General features: G+C 64.1%; 17 protein-coding genes. 10 read left to right on the top strand and 7 right to left on the bottom strand.

Translation table 11 applies throughout. The features are described 5' to 3' along the window. The first annotated feature begins 86 nt into the window (after nt 1–86). The 9 genes from ACZ7GB_RS11525 to ACZ7GB_RS11485 all read left to right on the top strand — a co-directional run bounded on the left by ACZ7GB_RS11525 (nt 87) and on the right by ACZ7GB_RS11485 (nt 8,544). Nucleotides 87–455: a MerR family transcriptional regulator gene (locus ACZ7GB_RS11525; protein WP_078522329.1), complete on the top strand. Its 369-nt coding sequence runs from the start codon at nt 87–89 to the stop codon at nt 453–455. Nucleotides 456–694: 239 nt separating this feature from the next. After that, the gene (locus tag ACZ7GB_RS11520; protein ID WP_078522328.1) at nt 695–1,090 is read left to right on the top strand and encodes a MerR family transcriptional regulator; all 396 of its coding nucleotides are present in this window, start codon (nt 695–697) and stop codon (nt 1,088–1,090) included. A gap of 29 nt (nt 1,091–1,119) precedes the next feature. Then, nucleotides 1,120–2,895, top strand: coding sequence for an acyl-CoA dehydrogenase C-terminal domain-containing protein (locus ACZ7GB_RS11515; RefSeq protein WP_472158773.1), 1,776 nt, complete (start codon nt 1,120–1,122; stop codon nt 2,893–2,895). 165 nt (nt 2,896–3,060) lie between these two features. Further along, the gene (locus tag ACZ7GB_RS11510; protein ID WP_078522326.1) at nt 3,061–3,420 is read left to right on the top strand and encodes a DUF6404 family protein; all 360 of its coding nucleotides are present in this window, start codon (nt 3,061–3,063) and stop codon (nt 3,418–3,420) included. Nucleotides 3,421–3,535: 115 nt separating this feature from the next. Beyond that, a complete protein-coding gene (locus ACZ7GB_RS11505; RefSeq protein WP_078522325.1) occupies nt 3,536–3,748 on the top strand; it encodes a hypothetical protein in 213 nt (70 codons plus the stop codon). Between the two features lie 16 nt (nt 3,749–3,764). Beyond that, a complete protein-coding gene (locus ACZ7GB_RS11500) occupies nt 3,765–4,301 on the top strand; it encodes a hypothetical protein (RefSeq protein ID WP_472158772.1) in 537 nt (178 codons plus the stop codon). Between the two features lie 194 nt (nt 4,302–4,495). Continuing rightward, nucleotides 4,496–5,122, top strand: coding sequence for a glutathione S-transferase family protein (locus ACZ7GB_RS11495; RefSeq protein WP_078522323.1), 627 nt, complete (start codon nt 4,496–4,498; stop codon nt 5,120–5,122). 9 nt (nt 5,123–5,131) lie between these two features. Continuing rightward, the gene (locus ACZ7GB_RS11490; protein ID WP_078550857.1) at nt 5,132–6,343 is read left to right on the top strand and encodes an acetyl-CoA C-acetyltransferase; all 1,212 of its coding nucleotides are present in this window, start codon (nt 5,132–5,134) and stop codon (nt 6,341–6,343) included. An 11-nt stretch (nt 6,344–6,354) separates the two neighbouring features. Continuing rightward, nucleotides 6,355–8,544 carry a 3-hydroxyacyl-CoA dehydrogenase NAD-binding domain-containing protein gene (locus ACZ7GB_RS11485; RefSeq protein ID WP_472158770.1) on the top strand — a complete coding sequence of 730 codons (2,190 nt, stop codon included), beginning with the start codon at nt 6,355–6,357 and terminating at the stop codon, nt 8,542–8,544. A 180-nt stretch (nt 8,545–8,724) separates the two neighbouring features. Here the strand turns inward: ACZ7GB_RS11485 and ACZ7GB_RS11480 are convergent, their stop codons facing one another. Together ACZ7GB_RS11480 and ACZ7GB_RS11475 are read right to left on the bottom strand one after the other, a co-directional pair. Then, the gene (locus ACZ7GB_RS11480; RefSeq protein ID WP_158522193.1) at nt 8,725–9,393 is read right to left on the bottom strand and encodes a Hint domain-containing protein; all 669 of its coding nucleotides are present in this window, start codon (nt 9,391–9,393) and stop codon (nt 8,725–8,727) included. Between the two features lie 262 nt (nt 9,394–9,655). Beyond that, nucleotides 9,656–10,303, bottom strand: a complete 648-nt coding sequence (locus ACZ7GB_RS11475; protein ID WP_472158768.1) for a sulfotransferase family 2 domain-containing protein — start codon at nt 10,301–10,303, stop codon at nt 9,656–9,658. 97 nt (nt 10,304–10,400) lie between these two features. On the opposite strand from ACZ7GB_RS11475, the gene ACZ7GB_RS11470 reads away from it, so the two are divergent. Then, nucleotides 10,401–12,029, top strand: coding sequence for an AMP-binding protein (locus ACZ7GB_RS11470; protein ID WP_472158767.1), 1,629 nt, complete (start codon nt 10,401–10,403; stop codon nt 12,027–12,029). A gap of 53 nt (nt 12,030–12,082) precedes the next feature. Here the strand turns inward: ACZ7GB_RS11470 and ACZ7GB_RS11465 are convergent, their stop codons facing one another. From ACZ7GB_RS11465 to ACZ7GB_RS11445, 5 genes are all read right to left on the bottom strand, one after another. After that, the gene (locus ACZ7GB_RS11465) at nt 12,083–12,433 is read right to left on the bottom strand and encodes a hypothetical protein (RefSeq protein ID WP_472158766.1); all 351 of its coding nucleotides are present in this window, start codon (nt 12,431–12,433) and stop codon (nt 12,083–12,085) included. Nucleotides 12,434–12,444: 11 nt separating this feature from the next. Then, the gene (locus ACZ7GB_RS11460; protein WP_472158764.1) at nt 12,445–13,218 is read right to left on the bottom strand and encodes a DUF6478 family protein; all 774 of its coding nucleotides are present in this window, start codon (nt 13,216–13,218) and stop codon (nt 12,445–12,447) included. Nucleotides 13,219–13,369: 151 nt separating this feature from the next. After that, on the bottom strand, nt 13,370–13,966 hold the full coding sequence (locus ACZ7GB_RS11455) for a hypothetical protein (RefSeq protein WP_472158763.1): 597 nt from the start codon (nt 13,964–13,966) through the stop codon (nt 13,370–13,372). Nucleotides 13,967–14,102: 136 nt separating this feature from the next. Next, nucleotides 14,103–14,738, bottom strand: a complete 636-nt coding sequence (locus ACZ7GB_RS11450) for an ATP-binding cassette domain-containing protein (RefSeq protein ID WP_472158762.1) — start codon at nt 14,736–14,738, stop codon at nt 14,103–14,105. After that, nucleotides 14,735–16,390 (bottom strand): ABC transporter permease, encoded by a 1,656-nt coding sequence (locus tag ACZ7GB_RS11445; RefSeq protein WP_472158760.1) that lies wholly within the window; start codon nt 16,388–16,390, stop codon nt 14,735–14,737. Before ACZ7GB_RS11445 ends, ACZ7GB_RS11450 begins: the two co-directional genes overlap by 4 nt. Nucleotides 16,391–16,396 lie beyond the last annotated feature (6 nt).

Below are 16,396 nucleotides of genomic sequence, written 5' to 3'. Positions count from 1 at the left end.
CTGAAGCGCGCCGGGTCGCGGGCGGCATTGCTTGCAGCTTGCAGCCCGGCGCGCTAGCTTCTCGCCCGGATCGGGAGGCCGAATAGATGTCAGACTTATTGTCCTTCAAGGAGATGTGCGAGCGGTTCGACGTGACCCCGCGCACGCTGCGCTATTACGAGTATATCGAGCTTCTCAATCCCCAGAAGGAAGGCCGCTCACGCTATTACGGCCCGCGCGAGGTCGCGCGGATGACGTTGATCCTGCGCGGGCGTCGATTTGGCTTCTCGCTTGAGGAACTGCGCCAGTGGCTCATGATCTACGATCAGCAAGGCACCGAAGAGCAGAACCGCGTCTGGGTCGAACTTGCCGATCGGCAGCTTGACGTATTGACGCAGCAGCGTGAAGAATTGGACGCGGCTATCGACGACCTCCGACAATTGCGTGATCAGGTTCGGGACACACTTGATTCTTGACCCTGAAATGCATTCCTTAACGTCAGCGAGGTCGTGAGAGCGCCTTGTGAGCTTGACGATTATGGCGAGTTTCGAAGAAAGAAACTTGCTTTACCGTACGGTAAAAATTCCCTGACATTACGTCATTGGATTCGTGACGCCACGTTACGGTGACGCGAACGTAAAGAAGTCTTGTAATGTGGCTGCAGGCAGACGATTTGCCGCGTCGCATTACGCAAAGGAAACGCGAGGCAGAGAGTATGACCGACACAGTAATGACGATCCGCGAGATGTGCGACGCCTTCGAGGTGACCCCGCGCACCCTGCGGTTCTACGAAAGCAAGGAGTTGCTGTTTCCCATTCGCGAGGGACAGAAGCGGCTGTTTACGCGACGCGATCGCGCCCGGCTGAAACTGATCCTGCGCGGCAAACGTTTCGGGTTTTCGCTGGAGGATATCCGCCAGCTGCTGGACCTCTACGAGATGGGCGACAAGCAGAAGACGCAGCTGAACGAGACGATCAAGCTCGCACAGCAACGTCTGGAGGAAATGACGCGCCAACGCGAGGAACTGGGTCAGGCGATCGACGAACTGGCCGGTCAGATCGAGTGGGCGGAGAAGGAACTGGAGAAGGCGCGCCACGACGACGCGGCCTGATCCGCGAAGACGACTAAAGGGAGCGAACCATGTCGAGCTTTATCGCCAACACCAAGGACATGCAGTTTGTGCTGCATGAGCTGCTCAAAGTCTCGAATTCGGATGTGCCGGGTTACGAGGAAATGGACCGCGACTTCACCGAGGCCGTTCTGGATGCGGCCGGGAAGGTCTCGTCCGAGGTGCTGGCCCCGCTGAACGAGGTGGGCGACAAGGAAGGCTGCGTGCTCGAAAACGGCGTGGTCCGCACGCCGAAAGGGTTCGACAAGGCGTTCGAGGCGATGAAAGAGGGCGGCTGGACCGCGCTCGATTGCGATCCCGAGTTCGGCGGTCAGGGCATGCCCTATCTGCTCAACTGCGCGGTGGGCGAGATGTTCGTCTCGGCCAACATGGCCTTCAACATGTATCAGGGCCTGACCCACGGCGCCTATTCGGCGATCCACACCCACGGCACGGACGAGCAGAAGCAGACCTATCTGCCGAAGATGGTCACCTGCGACTGGACCGGCACGATGAACCTGACGGAGCCCCATTGCGGCACCGATCTGGGTCTCATGCGCACCAAGGCCGAGCCGCAGGACGATGGTTCCTACGCGATCACCGGCACGAAGATCTTCATCTCGGCAGGCGACCACGACCTGTCGGATAACGTGATTCACCTCGTGCTGGCGAAAGCGCCGGGCGGTGGCGAAGGCACCAAGGGCGTGTCGCTCTTCATCGTGCCGAAATTCCTCGTCAACGAGGACGGCTCGCTGGGCGAGCGCAACTCGCTCTCGGTCGGCAAGCTCGAAGAGAAGATGGGCATCCACGGCAACGCGACCTGCGTCATGAACTATGACGGCGCGAAGGGCTGGCTGCTGGGCGATCTCCACAAGGGGATGCGCGCGATGTTCACGATGATGAACGAAGCGCGTCTCGGCGTGGGCCTTCAGGGCTACGCCGTGGCCGAGGCTGCCTATCAGGAAGCCGTGGCTTACGCGAAGGACCGCACGCAGGGTCGCGACGTGACCGGCGTCAAAGCACCCGAGAAAGCCGCCGATCCGATCATCGTGCACCCGGACGTGCGCCGGATGCTGATGGATCAGAAGAGCTTCGTCGAGGGCGCCCGCGCCTTCACCTTCTGGGGTGCGCATCTGATCGACCGCTCGCATGCGCTCAACGACGCCGAGGCCGAAGGTCTGATCTCGCTGATGACCCCGGTCATCAAGGGCTTCCTGACCGACAAGGGCTTCGAGACTGCCGTCTCCGCGCAGCAGGTTTTCGGTGGCCACGGCTATACCGAGGATTGGCCGATGTCGCAGCATGTGCGCGACGCGCGCATCGCGATGATCTACGAGGGCGCGAACGGCATTCAGGCGCTCGACCTGGTGGGCCGCAAGCTGGCCGCCGACGGTGGCAAGCACGTCATGGCCTTCTTCGAGATGGTCAAAGCCGAGTGCAAATCGCATGACGATGACGAGCGGATGAAGCCCTTCACCGACGCGCTGAAGAATGCCTCCAAGCAGCTTCAGACGGCGGGCATGTTCTTCATGCAAAACGGCATGAAGAACCCGAACGCGGCGCTCTCGGGCAGCTATGACTTCATGCATCTGATGGGTCATGTCTGCCTCGGCCTGATGTGGACGCGGATGGCGAGAGCCGCCTTCACCGCGCTCGACAACGGGGCGTCGGACACCGCCTTCTACGAGGGCAAGATCGCCACCGGCCGCTACTACATGGCGCGTCAGCTTCCGGCCTGCGCGATGCACCTCGCGCGGATCGAGACCGGCGCGGACCCGGTCATGGCGCTCGCCGACGACCAGTTCTAAGTCGAACGGATCAAACGAGAATGAACGGCGGGCCTCGGCCCGCCGTTTCAATTTTCAATCACCGCCATGTCAGGCGAAGTGTAGCGCCGGACGATTGTTTTGCGGCCGCGCGGGTCTACCCTCGGAATCTCCAACCAGAGACGATTCCCACCGAGTCCCGCCGTCATGTATCTCGATAATGCAGAAACCAACCGCCGTTACGACGCCGCTCTCGCAGAGCTGCGGGCGCGGGGCGTGTTCCGCTCGACCCGGCCGCCAATGGGCGCGCGGGTGCTGCATTGGCTGGGCTTCGAGCCGCGCCCGATTCCCTATCTCGACTGGAAGCAGAACCTGCTGATCTTCGCAGCCGGGTTCGCGGTCGCGCAGCTTCTGGTGGACCACCTGCTGAGCGCGACTGAGGGCATGTCCTTCGCGCCGCATCTGGTGACGCTGGTGATCTCGGCGCTCGCTTTTGGCGCGTTGATGGCGCTGTGGCAGATCCACCGCAAGAACAAGCTCGGGCTGAGCGATTGGGACGACCTCTAGGGGCGATTCCCATGCACGAACCCAAGGCACCGGCGGTCTGGCCAGCGCGCAGGTTTCTTCCTAAGCTGCGCGCAACCTGACGCGCCTTCCCGCGCCACATTGCCCCGGAGCCTGAATGCCCAAACGCCTGCGCCTGACCCGTCGCTTTCCCGTCGCCATGACCAATGACGCCTATCGCAGACTCAACCGCTTCGCGCAGGAGGCGGAAATCACGCCCGACGAGGCGCTGACCTTTCTGTTCGAGCATTTCAACTCCGTCACCCACGAGGAAAATCTCAACCACCGCCTGCGGCTGTTCAAGGCCGAGCTTGGCGAGCGCAAAGCCTGATTTCGAAAGGACATCCATGACCCGCCTGTCTCTCGCTTTCGCTGTCGCGTCCCTTTCCCTCTCGGCTCTGCCTGCGCTCGCGTTCGATGCCGCCGATCGCAACGCGGTGACGCAGGAAGTCGCGGGTTTCACCAAGGCGGTGGATGCGAAGGATTACTCGGTCTTTTTCGACACGGTGCCGCCGAAGATGATGCAGGCGATCGCGGATCAGACGGGCGTGCCGAAAGAGCAGCTCGAAGACATCATGCGCAAGCAGATCAACGACGCGATGGCCTCGGTGACGATCGACGATTTCGAGATGAACATCGCCGCGATGAAGACCGGAGAGACGTCTTCGGGCCGGGCCTATGCGCAGATTCCGACCTCGACGGTGATGGAGGTGCCCGATATGGGCAAGGTGCGCTCGACCAATACCACGCTGGCGCTGCAAGACGGCGAGGAATGGTATCTCGTGCGCATCGACAGCCCGGCGCAGATCGCGGTTCTGCGCAAGGTCTACCCCGATTTCGAAGGCATCGAGTTTCCCAAAGGCACGATGGAAGCGGTGCGCTAACCGCACCTCGACGCTCGCTTTTTCCACGCTTTCCGTTCACGTCCGTTCACCTCTCGCGACGGAACGTCGCCCTCTCCCTCGCGTTGGACGCGACGTCGTGCTGGAATGACGTTGCGGCGAAATGCTCATGAGGGGCTTACGTTCGCGTCACTTAGGGGTCAGATTGGCCCCGTGATCAGGGAGGACCGCAGCGAATGGCGGCACAACTTTATTGCTTCGGAGAGTCTGGCAACGCCTACAAGGCGGCGCTGACGATGGAACTGGCGGGCTACGACTGGGAGCCTGTCTATGTCGATTTCTTCAACGGCGAGGCGCGCAGCGCCGAGTATCAGTCGCTGAACGAAATGGCCGAAGCACCCGTCTTCAAAGAGGGCGACCTGACCCTGTCGCAATCCTGCGTCATCCAGCTTCATATCGCGGAGCAGACCGGCAAATTCCTCGCCGAGGATCGCAACGAGATGCTGCGCTGGATGTTCTGGGATGCGCAAAAGGGCTCGGGCCAGCAAGGCGGCCTGCGCTTCCTGATGAACTTCCTGCCCGAAGAGAAGCGTCCGCAAGAGGCGATCGGCTGGCTCAAGGGCCGCGTGTTGACCGCGATCAAGACGCTGGAAAAGCATATGGACGGCCGCGACTGGGTCGTCGGCGACCAGCCCAGCTTGGCCGATTTCGCCTGCTGCGGTTACCTCTACTACCCCGAGCCCTTCGGGTTCGACCGCAAGGAATTCCCCAATATCGACCGCTGGCTGGATGGCATCGCCGCCCTGCCCGGTTGGAAACACCCCTATGATTTGATGCCCGGCAATCCTTCCGACCGGGCGTGAGGAGGAACCATGACGGAAGCCTATATCTATGACGCAGCCCGCACCCCGCGGGGCAAGGGCCGCAAGGACGGCTCGTTGCACGAGGTCAGCTCGGTCGCGCTGTCGGCGCGGCTGCTGAACGCGGTGGCCGAGCGTAACAACCTCGAAGGCCACGCGGTCGAGGACGTGATCTGGGGCAACGCGACCCAGGTGATGGAGCAGGGCGGCTGCCTTGCGCGCTCGGCGGTGCTTCTGTCGGATCTCGACGAGCGCATTCCCGGCCTGTCGATCAACCGCTTCTGCGCCTCCGGCATGGAAGCCGTGAACCTCGCCGCCAACCAGGTGCGCGGCGGCGCGGGCATGGGCTATATCGCAGGCGGCGTCGAAATGATGGGCCGCGTCGCGATGGGCTCGGACGGCGCAGCAATCGCCGTGGACCCGTCGCTCGCGATGAAGACCTACTTCGTCCCACAGGGCATCTCGGCCGATATCATCGCGACCGAATACGGCTTTAGCCGCGAAGACGTCGACGCGCTCGGCGTGGAATCGCAGCGCCGTGCAGCAGAGGCGATCAAGGACAACCGTTTCGCGAAGTCGATCGTCCCGGTGAAGGACCAGAACGGTCTGACCATCCTCGACCACGACGAATTCCCGCGGGCGGGCACGACGATGGAAAGCCTCGGCGGCCTCAAGCCCTCCTTCAAGGAGATGGGCGAGGTGATGCCGGGCTTCGACAAGGTCGCGATGCTGAAATACCCGCATCTCGATCACATCAACCACGTCCACCACGCCGGCAACTCCTCGGGTATCGTGGACGGTGCCGCCGCCGTGCTGATCGGCAACAAGGAATTCGGTGAAGCGCATGGCCTCAAGCCCCGCGCGCGCATCCGTGCCACCGCGAAGATCGGCACCGATCCGACGATCATGCTGACCGGCCCGGTTCCGGTGACCGAGAAGATCCTCGCCGATTCGGGCATGTCGATCTCGGATATCGACTTGTTCGAGGTGAACGAGGCATTCGCCGCGGTCGTGCTGCGCTTCATGCAGGCCTTCCAGGTCGATGCCGACAAGGTCAACGTCAATGGCGGCGCGATCGCGCTTGGCCACCCGCTCGGCGCCACCGGCGCGATCATCATCGGCACGCTGCTGGACGAGCTGGAACGCCGCGACCTGAACACCGGTCTGGCCACGCTTTGCGTTGCGTCCGGCATGGGCGCCGCGACCATCATCGAGCGCGTGTGAGGGAGGAACAAATGGCTGATTTCAAATACGAACTTGGCAGCGACGGCGTTGCCGTCATCACTTGGGACGTGCCCGAGAAGTCGATGAACGTGATGAGCATGGAGGGCTTCGCGCTCCTCGACAGCTTCATCGACAAGGCGCTGGCGGATGACAAATGCAAAGGCGTCGTCATCACCTCCGGCAAGCCCGATTTCGCGGGCGGCATGGATCTCAACGTCATCGCGGAGATGCGCGAAGGCGGCGCTCAGGCGATCTTCGACGGCGTGATGCAGATGCACCATGTCCTGCGCAAGATCGAGCGCGCCGGCATGGACCCGAAGACCAACAAGGGCGGCAAGCCGATCGCAACCGCGATCCCCGGCACCGCGCTCGGCATCGGTCTGGAGCTGCCGCTGTCGACGCACCGCACCTTCGTCGCGGACAATCCGAAGGCCAAGATCGGCCTGCCCGAGATCATGGTCGGCATCTTCCCCGGCGGCGGCGGCACCACCCGTGTCTCGCGCAAGCTCGGTGCGATGGCGGCGGCGCCCTTCCTGCTGGAAGGCAAGCTCTCGGACCCCAAGAAGGCGAAAGCCGCAGGCCTGATCGACGAGGTCGTCGAGGATCCGCTGGCCGCCGCGAAGGAATGGGTGCTGAACGCCAAAGACGCCGATCTGGTGAAACCGTGGGACGCGAAGGGCTTCAAGATGCCCGGCGGCGCGCCCTATCACCCGGCGGGCTTCATGACCTTCGTGGGGGCCTCCGCGATGGTGCATGGCAAGACCGCAGGCGTCTATCCGGCGGCCAAGGCGCTTCTGTCGGCGGTCTATGAAGGCGCGCTCGTGCCCTTCGATCAGGCGATCAAGATCGAGGCGCGCTGGTTCACCAATGTGCTGCTGAACCCGTCGTCGACCTCGATGATCCGCTCGCTCTTCATCAACAAGGGCGCGCTGGAGAAGGGCGCGAACCGTCCCGACGTGTCGGACCAGAAGGTGAAGAAGGTCGGTATCCTCGGCGCCGGCATGATGGGCGCAGGCATTGCCTATGTCTCGGCCAAGGCCGGTATCGAGGTCGTTCTGATCGACAACAGCCAGGAGGCCGCCGATCGCGGGAAATCCTATTCCGAGGGCATCCTCGACAAGGGCATCTCGCGCAAGAAGGTCACCGAGGAAGGCAAGGCGAAGACGCTGGGCCTGATCAACGCGACCACGGATTACGCCGCGCTTGAGGGCTGCGACCTGATCGTGGAAGCGGTGTTCGAAGATCCGGGCGTCAAAGCCGAGGTCACCAAGAAGGCCGAAGCCGTGATCCCGCAGGGCGCGATCTTCGCGACCAACACCTCGACCCTGCCGATCACCGAACTGGCCAAGGCCAGCGCGCGCCCCGAGCAGTTCATAGGCATCCACTTCTTCTCGCCCGTCGACAAGATGATGCTGGTGGAGATCATCAAGGGCGCCGGGACCGGCCCGGTCGCCGTGGCGAAAGCGCTCGATTTCGTGCGCCAGATCCGCAAGACCCCGATCGTGGTCAACGACGCGCGCTTCTTCTACGCCAACCGCTGCATCATCCCTTACATCAACGAGGGCATCCGCATGGTCGCCGAGGGGGTGAACCCGACGCTGGTCGAACATGCCGCGACGATGGTCGGTATGCCGCTGGGGCCGCTGCAGCTGGTGGACGAGACCTCGATCGACCTCGGCGTGAAGATCGCGAAGGCCACCAAGGCGGCGATGGGCGATGCCTATCCCGATGAGGCGGTCGATGACGTGCTGTTCTGGATGGCCGACGAAGGCCGGATGGGCCGCAAGTCGAACGCGGGCTTCTACGACTATGACGAGAAGGGCAAACGTCAGGGCCTCTGGGAAGGTCTCGACGCCAAGTTCCCGCGCGCCGACGAGCAGCCCGACGTGCATCACGTCCAGCATCGCCTGCTGATGGCGCAGGTGCTGGAAGCGGTCCGTGCCTTCGAGCAGGGCGTGCTGGAAGACATCCGCGAGGGTGACGTGGGCGCGATCCTCGGCTGGGGCTTCGCCCCGTGGTCGGGTGGCCCGTTCAGCTGGCTCGACATCCTCGGCGCAGGCAAGGCCGTCACGATCTGCGAGGCGCTCACCGCACAATACGGCCCGCGCTTCGAGGCCCCGGCTCTGCTGCGCGACATCGCAGCCTCGGGCGAGACCTTCTACGGTCGCTACGGCGAAGGTCAGGCCGCGAAAGCCGCCTGATCCCACAGCGCCAGAGAAACCAGAACGCCGGGACCGAAAGGCCCCGGCGTTTTTCTATGGCCGGGAGGCACTTCAACGCCCGCCTCCCACCTGTCTCCAAGACAAAGGAAAACGCCGCACCCTGGTCATGGGTGCGGCGTTCGGCCTGTCAGTTGATCAGGAGGGAATCAGGCCGGGCTATCACTCTGCCGCGTAAGCGTGCGCGGTCAGATCTTCGTCGATGAGCCCTGCAACGATCGAGCGTGCCATTTCAAGCGACAGCGTCTCGTAGTTCGGGCCTGCATCATCGTCGAAGAGTGCTTCAAGCCGGTGGCTGTTGACCGAACCGCAATGGACCATGCCAGAACCATTTGCGTAGACGATCTCCTCCTCCTCAAACTCCAGCACGATCACGTCGATCGGACGGTGGGGTGTAATCCGATCGATCCCACGATAGCCTTCAAGAGCAGAGGCAGGGATTACGGCGAAGGGGTCACCGTAAATTGCCTCAGCCATGTCGCTTTCCACCATCATGTTCTGTTCAGGCAAAAGCAGCATCGGGGTTTTGTTGCCCAACGCGCCGACCGGCACGGCGAGCGGCTTGCGATGGTCCGGGCAACGCCCGTGACCGAGCCAGAGTTGAGTTCGCTTGACGTCCACGACGGGACGCAGGCCACTGTCGAAGGTCATGACCATGTCGCCAACCGCAATTGCTTCCACCGGGCGCCAGCCCATAGCGGTCGCGATTCGCGTTCCGGCAACGATCCCCGAAGCAGCCCCGTTATCGAGCACTCGCCCGGAGGTTGCGCCCGCCAGAGCGGAATCAAAGGCGCAATCGTCGTTCCAAGTCGTCGTTGCACTGCGGGTCATGTCGGTCTTCCTTCTGAAAGTCGGCGAGGCCATTTCTTCGTCCTACCTAGATCAATTGATTCCTGGGGAGTTTCCGGGGCCGAAAGGTGACCGAAATGTGGCAAACCTATACTTTCGGACAGTAAGTTGCTCACGGACCCGTGATTGACCTATCTTTTTGGATAGGGGTTCGCGCGTTTGACCTATCTTTTTGGATAGGGGTGCGCTCACAGACCCGTGAGAATCGCCCAAATTGCGTCGCAAATTGCAATTGCGCGAAAATTTAGAATCGGTAACCGAACCGCGCGATGTCCTCGGCACAGAGTTTCGAAACCACTTCAGCGTCGAAATCTGAAAAATACCCGCGCCAGTTGCGCTTCCGCTCGGAGATGTTGCATCTCGCGAGGGGAGTCACGGAAAAACCGAGATGTGACGCGAGGGGGGCGGCATCGGCCTCTACATCTTCGAGGCGAATATAGAGGTCACAAATCTCCTCCCCGTCCGGCAACCGCATGTAGCTGCCATAGGGGGCCGCCGCGAGCGAGGCCTGCGTGTGCGGATGGTTAAGGAAGTCCGAAAAGCTGAGCGACTTTGCTAACGCCACGGCGGGATGCGCCATCCGCTGCTCGCGCAACCAATGGTAGTAGCTGACAACCCGGTCCCACGGGTTCCGCACCAGCGTGAAGGTGAAATAGGCGCGCGCCTCGTCTTCGCTATAGAGCCCCAGCCCGTCGCACAGCGTGGAATGCTTCCAAAGCCGCCCCCGGGTCTCGCACCCTTCCAGCCTGCGTTTGCGCCGCCGCGCCTTGGGCGTATCGCCGATCAGCAGATCATCCGCCATCGCGCGGTTCTCCAGCGCGAGCGTCAGCGCCGTGCCGCCCGTCTTCGGGATATGAACGAAGATGTAGCGACGGCCATGCGAAACGATCATGCGCGCGACACTAGCTGTGACGAAAGATGATGCAAATCCTCTTTCCTTTCTCGCGATGCCGCCTGAAGATGCCCGGACAATTTACGTGGAGGATTTCATGGGCTGGCTTGCCGACGAGACGGGTCTGGAGAAATGCGCGGCGAATTACGCACCGCTTACACCTTTGTCGCATCTCAACCGCGCGCTGGAGGTCTTCCCCGAGCGACCGGCGGTGATCTACGGCAGCCGCTCTTATAATTACGTTGATTACCACGCGCGCGTGAGTCAGCTGGCCTCCGCCCTCAAGGCACGCGGCGTGAAGCCCGGCGACGTGGTGGCGACGATCCTGCCCAACACCCTGCCCCAGATCGAGGCGCATTTCGGCGTGCCCGCCTGTGGTGCGGTGCTCAACGCGATCAACACCCGGCTCGATGTCGATACCGTCGCCTATATCTTCGAGCATGGCGGCGCGAAGGTCGTGCTCTGCGACGTGGCCTTCCTGCCGGTGGCCGAAGAAGCCGTGAAGAAAATGAAGGGCTCCGCGCCCCAGATCATCGAGGTCGCCGACCCCGAGCACGGGTTCGAGCCGACCGGGCATTACCTCGAATACGAGGCGCTGGTGGCCGAGGGCGATCCGATGTTCACCTGGATCATGCCCGAGGACGAATGGGAGAGCATCGCGCTCAACTACACCTCCGGCACGACCGGCAAGCCCAAGGGCGTCGTCTATCATCACCGGGGCGCCTATCTCTCGACTCAGGCCAATGCGATCTCGTGGCGCATGCAGCTCTATCCGGTGCTGCTGACCATCGTGCCGCTGTTCCATTGCAACTCGTGGACCCATAGCTGGATGATCCCGATGATGGGCGGCACGGTCGTCGGCTGCCGGGACGTAACTGCGAAGAATATCTACGACGCGATTGCCGATCATGGCGTGACGCATTTCGGCGGCGCCCCGATCGTGCTGAACACCATCATCAACGCCAAGGACGAACATCGCCGCGCTTTCGATCATGTGGTGGAGGTCTTCACCGCCGGTGCGCCCCCGCCCGCCTCGACGCTGGCCGCGATCGAGCCGCTGGGCTTCAACGTCACGCAGGTCTACGGCCTGACCGAAACCTACGGCCCCGCGGTGGAATGCACCTGGAAGCCTTCCTGGGAGGGAACCGAAGGCGAGGCGCGTGCCGACCTGAAGGCGCGCACCGGGGTTTCGATGCCGATGCTCGAGAAAGTCACCGTCTACGATCAGGGCAAGGAGGTCGCGCGCGACGCGCAGCATCTGGGCGAGATCGTCTTCCGCGGCAACATGGTGATGAAGGGCTATTTCAAGAACCCGCAGGCGACGCGCGAGGCCTTCGAGGGCGGCGTGTTCCATTCGGGCGACATCGCCTTCATGCATCCCGACGGCTACATCAAGATCACCGACCGCGCGAAGGACATCATCATCTCGGGCGGCGAGAACGTCTCCTCGGTCGAGGTGGAGGGCGTGATCTGCGCCCATCCGGCGGTGTCGCTCGCCTCGGTCGTGGCCAAGCCGGACGAGACCTGGGGCGAGGTGCCCTGCGCCTTCGTCGAGTTGAAGGAGAGCAAGGAGGCGACCGAAGAAGAACTGATCAAGTTCTGCCGCGCGCGGCTCGCAGGCTTCAAGACGCCCAAGCGCGTGGTGTTCTCGGAACTGCCGAAGACGTCGACCGGCAAGATCCAGAAATTCGAGCTGCGGGCGGTCGCCAAACTGCTCGACGATTAGGTCTTCTTTCTACGCGTGCGCGCGCCCGCGCGCGAGGGGCGCGCGTGAAATGCTCAGCTTTCGCTCTCGGCGCAATGCTGGCGGAAGGCGCGCGACAGCATGTCCAGCTCGGCGCGCAGCAGGTCGATCTCGGCGCGCAGATCACCCGCGAGCGGCGCGCCCGCGACCAGCGAGAAGCGGTCGATCACCTCGCCATCCGATTTGCGGCAGACGAGGAAGGTTAGCACCCCCTCGCTCAGCAACTCCGCCGGGATCGGCTGCGCGATGCGCCAGTCGCCGGGCGCGCCGCTGACCGACAACCCTTCGAGCACCTCGCCCTGATGGCGCACCTCCAGATCGGGCGCCTCTTTCTCATGGCTCACCGCTTCCCAGCGCCCTGCCTTGATCCGCGTGCTGTCCAGCATCCTCGCCTCCGTCACAGTTCGGCGCGCGGGTAGCGCGCGAAGGTGAGATCGCGGATCACCACCTCGTTCATCCGTGGGTTTTCAAAAATCAGATCGACCCACGCCTTCTCCAGCCGCCGTTCGTTCATCCGCGTATAGGCCAAATCGAATTCGACAGAGCGCGCGCCGTCGCCATGGGGCAGTTCGCGCACCAGCTGCTCCGAATTGGGGCCGTGCTTGATGTTGAGGCGGCAGAACACTTCCAGCTCCCGCTCGCACTCCAGTTGCATCTCCAGCCGGATGAGATGGTTGAGCTGCAGCCCGCCAAGCGCCGCGTCGGGCAGGTCGAGCACCAGCGACAGGAACGACCCTTCGAACCGCAGCACATCGAGCCGCAGCCCGAACGGCGCGAGCGTCTCGCCTTTCGTATTGCGGATCTGGCGCAGCGTGATCTCGGAGCGCGGACAGTCATGGAACAGGGTGAGGTCATCGCCGAGCTTGGCGCGGCTTTGCGCCCCCGCGATGCCATGCGGATGCGCCTTCACGCGCCACAGCGTCGGTCGCCACGCCCAATCGCTGCCCGATGGTTTGCGCACAGAGCTATCGCCGGGAAAGGCCGTCAGCCGCTGCTCGGTCGCGCGCAGCACCGTGTCGACTTCGTTGCGCAGGGCACGCGCCCGTGCGCGCAAACCGCGAAGCCCCTCCGGATCCAATGCAGGGACCTTGGACGCCGCATCGCGCCAGCGCCGCAAGCTGCGTCGCTCGGCAATCCGTTGCAACAGCGATCCGCCGTTCCGTCCTGCCATGTGCTGCCCTTCTTTCCCGCCTGCCGGTGCCACTTGCGGCATCACAGCAGTTATTCCTTATCATCGGGTTGCGAGAAAGGGGGAATTTCCGCACGAACTCATCACGTTCCGGGTTTCGACCGGGAAGGTAACTGCGCGTCGTCTGGAGACGTCAATTCGCGGCGCGGATCGCGGCGATGAATGTCTCGAGCAATTGCCGCTGCTGGACATAACTCATTTCGCCTTCCTTCAGCGGCATCACCGACAGCGCCGTGATCCGCCCGCCAAGCGCCGTGACGCCCCGCAGGTAGGTCTTCGCAATCGGCGGTCCGCCCGTGCCGGAGCGATCCTCGACCCGCAGCAGCAATGTACCATTCGAGATATCGGTGCCCTTGATCGTCACGTCAGCGGCTTCGCCGGAGCGCGACAGCGCCGCGCGCCCGATTTCGGAATGGAAGAAATCACCAATCTTCTTGAGCCGGTCCTGCGACAGCTTGCCGGAGCCATCCTCCAAGGCGGGCGGCCCGACCGTGACGCTCAGCAGCGCGGGTTCGGGTGCATGGGCATCCTCGGCATTGCCGGAGATCGCCGCGCAATTGCCAAAGAGCGCAAAGCCCCCCGCGCCGGAATTGCGCAGGCTTTTCGGATCGATGCACCAGCCTTTCGGCGCCGCCACCGTCAACGCGCCATTGGCCAGCGTGGTGCGAGCCTTGGCGACCTGCACCGTGCCGAAGGCCGTCGGCTGGCAGGCGGCCAGCAAACCGGTCATCCCCAGCGCGAGGGCGAGGGGCTTCAAAAGACGTGACGAGCGGTGTCCGACAGCAAAAATCATGCGCTTGGAAATAGCCTCAGCGCCCTCATCGCGCAAGTCTGCCGGGTTTCGCCGCATTGCGGCTGCGCGGGGTTCAGCCCAACGCGATCCGGCGCGCCGCAGCCGCGCCGTCATCCGGATCGTGGCTGACCATGAGGCAGGGGATACGCTCGGCTTGGAGATGCTGCAGCGTGAAGCTGCGGATCTCGGCCCGCAACTCCGCATCGAGCGCGGCGAAGGGTTCGTCGATCAGAACCGCACGGGGCCGCGCCAGCAGCGTGCGCATCAGCGCCGCGCGGGTGCGCTGCCCGCCCGATAGCGTCGCCGGGTCGCGATCCGCCATGCCTGCAAGCCCGGCCTGTTCCAGCGCGGCCTCCACCGCCGCGCGCCGGGCCGCCTTGCCCTTCACCTGCACCGACAGCCCGAAGGTCAGATTGTCGCCCACCGAGAGATGCGGGAAAAGCTGTGCCTGCTGGAAGAGCATCCCGATGCCGCGCTTCTCGGCGGGCAGATGCGTGACGCTTTCGCCATCGAGCCGGACATCGCCCGAAGCCGTGAACTCACGCGGCAGATGGCCGCCGATATGAGCGAGCAGGCTCGACTTGCCGATCCCGGAGGGCCCCATCAGGCAGACGGTCTCTCCGGGCGCCACGACCAGCGACAGCGTCGCGAAGAGCGGGGCGGAGGCGCCGGGCGCGGTCAGGCTCAGATCGATCAACTCAAGGCTCATGCCACTCCTCCGCGCAAGCCGCGCCGGTTGCGATGCCACCATGCCGGGACCGCGAGCGCCAGCGCGAAACCCACCCATGGCAGCGCCGCCTGCATCAGCGCAAGGATCGCGGCCAGCCGTCGATCCGCCCCGGACGCTAGCGCCACGGCCTCCGTGGCCAGCGCCTGCACGCGCCCCGCGCCGGGCAGCAGAACGGCCAGATATTGCGCGACCGACACCGCGACCCCGATCGCCGCCGCCGCACAGATCGGACCCAGCAGCATCGGCAACTTGATCCGCAGCAGCCGGCGCGTCGGCCCAGCCCCGAGGCTCGCCGCACTGGCGAGATGCGCCCGGTCGAGCGCGCGCCACGGCCCGGAGAGTGCGATCATCACGTAGGGAAAGACGAAGAGCAGCTCGGCCCATGTCACCGCGACCGGCCCCGGCGGCAGGCCAAGCCAGAGAAACCCGGTGGTCAACCCCTGCAGAAACCCGATCTGCGGCAACAGAAGCGGCAGTACGATCAGCGCGCCAAGCGGCAGGCGCTTGCCGGAGCGATCTTCGCTTTCCAGCCAGAGCATCGCGAGGATCAGCGCCAGCGCGGTCGAGACGAGCGCAAGCGTCAGGCTGGTCAGCGCGGGCCCCGCCCAGTCGGCGCTCGCCCAGCGTTTGAAGGTCAGATCAGCGGGCAGCGCATCGGGAAAACGCCAGAAGCTCGCGAGGCTCCACAGGATCAACGCGCCAAGCGATCCAAGCGCCAGCAGCCCTCCCGCCCCGATCAGGCCAGCGCCGCTCCAGTTTCGCCGCGACACGCCGCGATGCCCGTTGCGGATCATTGCCTTGCCCAGCCGTGCCACCGCGCGCTCGCCCCCTATCCAAAGCGCCGCACTCACCCCCATCACTGCCAGCAAGATCACCGCCAGCGCCGAGGCGGGCACCGCCTGCGCGGGATCGGGCGCGCCGTAGAGCCGCAGGATGCGCACCGCCAGCGTCGGCGGGTTCGACGGCCCGAGAATCAGCGCCATGTCGACGACCGACAGCGAGAAGGCCAGCACGATCAGCACCGGCAACCGCAGCGCCGGGTACAGCTGCGGCCAGACGATCCGCGCCCAGACGCGGCCCGGCGCGTAGCCAAGCGCACGCCCTGCCGCCATCTGCTCGACAACCGGGCGCTGCGCCGCGGCCACCAGCGTCATCAAGGTCAGGAACGGCACCTCTTTCAGCATCAGCCCGAGGATCAGCGACAGCCCCCACGGATCGCCCAACGTCACGATCTGCGGCGGCAGATCCCAGCCAGTCGCCCAGGGCGAGATCAACCGCGCGACCCAGCCCGAGGGCGCGATCAGAAAGGCCAGCCCGATCGCCAGCGCCGCATGCGGCACCGCCAGCAGCGGCGTCAGCCATCGCGACGCCGATTGCCGCGTCACCAGCCAACGTGCCAGCGGGATCGAGGCCGCGAGCGACAGCATCGCCGCCCCTAGGCCGGTCACCAATGTCAGCCGCAGCGAGGTGAGGATACCAGGCGCGGCCAGTGCCTCAACAAACCCGCCAAGGCCCAGCGCGACCCGCCCCAGCCCCGGCTGCCAGCCGAAACCGGTCGCCAGCGTCAGCGCCGCGCCGAGCAATACCGGCGCGCCGATCACCAGCGTCAGGATCGCCCCGGCGAGCCGCATCGGAAC

Source organism: Thioclava sp. PTB-PU3-1 (assembly GCF_055666785.1).
This window is presented reverse-complemented; position numbering and strand designations above follow the sequence as displayed.